Source organism: Corallococcus sp. 4LFB (assembly GCF_046520365.1).
GTDB classification, from domain to species: domain Bacteria; phylum Myxococcota; class Myxococcia; order Myxococcales; family Myxococcaceae; genus Corallococcus; species Corallococcus caeni.
The window spans coordinates 1-2,164 of record NZ_JBKGHJ010000847.1 but is presented as its reverse complement, the minus strand read 5'-3'; the positions used below and the strand labels follow the sequence as shown (position 1 = coordinate 2,164).

Annotated in this window: 2 protein-coding genes; one reads left to right on the top strand and one right to left on the bottom strand. The window is 71.8% G+C overall.

The genetic code is table 11. The annotated features are described in order from the left end of the window. A partial coding sequence (locus tag ACLEQD_RS41900; protein ID WP_410391514.1) for a serine/threonine protein kinase occupies positions 1-1,462 on the bottom strand: 1,462 nt, incomplete at its 3' end. A gap of 114 nt (positions 1,463-1,576) precedes the next feature. Here ACLEQD_RS41900 and ACLEQD_RS41895 point away from each other — a divergent pair. Further along, positions 1,577-2,164, top strand: a 588-nt coding sequence (locus tag ACLEQD_RS41895) for a hypothetical protein (RefSeq protein WP_410391512.1), incomplete at its 3' end; no start/stop codon positions are given.

Genomic DNA, 2,164 nt, shown 5'->3' with positions numbered 1-2,164 from the left:
CGCCGGCGCGGCGCAGGGGCGCGGGCACCGTGTCCGGATCATCCTCCGGCGGCGGCAGGCGCGTGCGCTCGTCGTCCTCCAGGTCCATCCGGTGCACGCCCGAGCGCGAACGCACGGGCGGCTCCGACACCGGCACCCCGCGGGACATGCTGCGCCGGGGCGCCGGGACGTCCTCCACGGACTGGCTGCGCAGGTCCGAGCGCGAGTTGGTGCGCGCGATCTGCGTGGCGTTCGGGTTGCTGGTGCCCGTGCCGCGCCGGACCGCCGGCTCCGACACGCTGGAGCGGCGCCGGGGCTGCGGCTCCACGCCGGTGAGCGACGGCGCGTCGTATTCGTTCGGGTCGTCCACCAGCGCGGGCGCCATGCCAGTCTGACGGCGGGGCGCGGCCCCCGTGCGGGTGTTGCCGCGCGAGCGCTCGCGCGACTGGGAGGGCGACTCGCCCGGAGGCGCGTCCCAGCTCATGTCCGGGGGCGGCCGGGGCGGCGCGGTGTTGGAGTCCTCGCCCACGGGCACGAACTGGCCCTGCTTGAGCTCCTCGTCCAGGCGATCCGCGAAGAGCGTCTTCATCAGCTCCGAGATCTGCCCGGAGGTGACCAGCCAGCGCTCGTTGACGAGCAGCTCCTCCAGCGCCGTCTGGAACTCGCGCGCGTTGTCGTAGCGGTCGTCCGCGCTCTTGGCCAGGGCGCGCATCACCACGTGGTCCATGTCCCGGGGCACGTCGGCCACCTCGGACGGGGACGGGATGGAGCACTCCATGGCCGCCTGCAGCGTGGCCAGCTCCGAGTCCTTCTTGAGCGGCCGGTGCCCGGTGAGCATCTCGTACAGCACCAGGCCGATGGCGAAGATGTCCGCGCGCCGGTCCAGGTGCTTGCCCGCGGCCTGCTCGGGCGCCATGTACGCGAACTTGCCCTTGATGGCGCCGGACTTCGTCATGGACGCCTGATCCGCGGCCTTGGCGATGCCGAAGTCCACCAGCTTCACCGAACCATCGAAGCTGATCAGGATGTTCTGCGGGGAGATGTCCCGGTGCACCACGTTGAGCGGCTGGCCCCGGTCATCCGTGCGGCTGTGCGCGTAGTAGAGGCCCTCGCACGCGGACGCGACGATGCGGATGGCCAGCGGACGGGCGATCCACTGGTTCATCCCGCTGGCCTTGCGCATGACCCGGCCCAGGTCCTCGCCGTGGATGAACTCCATGGCGATGTAGTAGGTGCCGTTGGCCTCGCCGAACTCGTAGACCTGCGCGATGTTCGGGTGGTTGAAGCGCGCGGCGATCAGCGCCTCGTTCTTGAACATCTCCACGAACTCGCGGTCCTCCGCGAGGTGCGGGAGGATGCGCTTGACGACAAGCTCTTTCTGGAAGCCCTCGATTCCGGTCTGACGCGCAAGCCAGACCTCGGCCATGCCGCCCGTGGCGAGCTTCTTGAGGAGCTGGTATTTCCCGAATGCTTGAGGGTTCATCCCGGGGACTCCCCGGGGGGAGCGGGCTCAGTGGAAGGTGACAGGGCAGCGCATCTTAGGGGACAGAGGCCCATGAGGCAAAGGCGCAGGACCTCCTCGTTGGGGTGGGTCGTCATGACCTGCCTGCTGGCCCTGCATGCCGCCGCGGCCCCCGCACCGGATCAGATCAAGGTCGAGCGGCGCGGGGACCTGCTCTCCCTGTCCTGGCGGGACGCGGAGGACCAGCTCCAGGGCGTGCTCACCCCCGCCGTCCCCCGCCCCGGGGAGCCCCTCCGGCTGACGCTGTCGGTGGGAAACCTCCAGGGCCCGCCCTTCCAGGGCGCCGTCACGGTCGCGTTCTCCCGGCAGGGCGTGCCCGGCCAGGTGACGCGCACCCTGACGCGGGACGCCGTGGGCTGGAGCACGGAGTTCGTCCCCGACGAGGCCGGCGCGTGGGACGTGGACGTGCGCTTCCTCACCACCCGCCCCAAGGCGGCCCACGCGCGCTTCACCGTGAGCGAGCCTCCGGTGCCACCCTGGGTCTGGCGCGTCCTGCTGGCGCTGGCCGGGGGGCTGCTGCTGGTGCGGGTGCTGTACGCCGTCACGCGGCGCGGCGTGACGCCCGAGCATCCCATCCCTCCCCTCCCCCAGGTTGCGAACCCGGAAGCCACGCCCGTGGAGCCGGGGGCCGCGCCGCCGGTGGATCCGCCCGCGCAAGCCGCG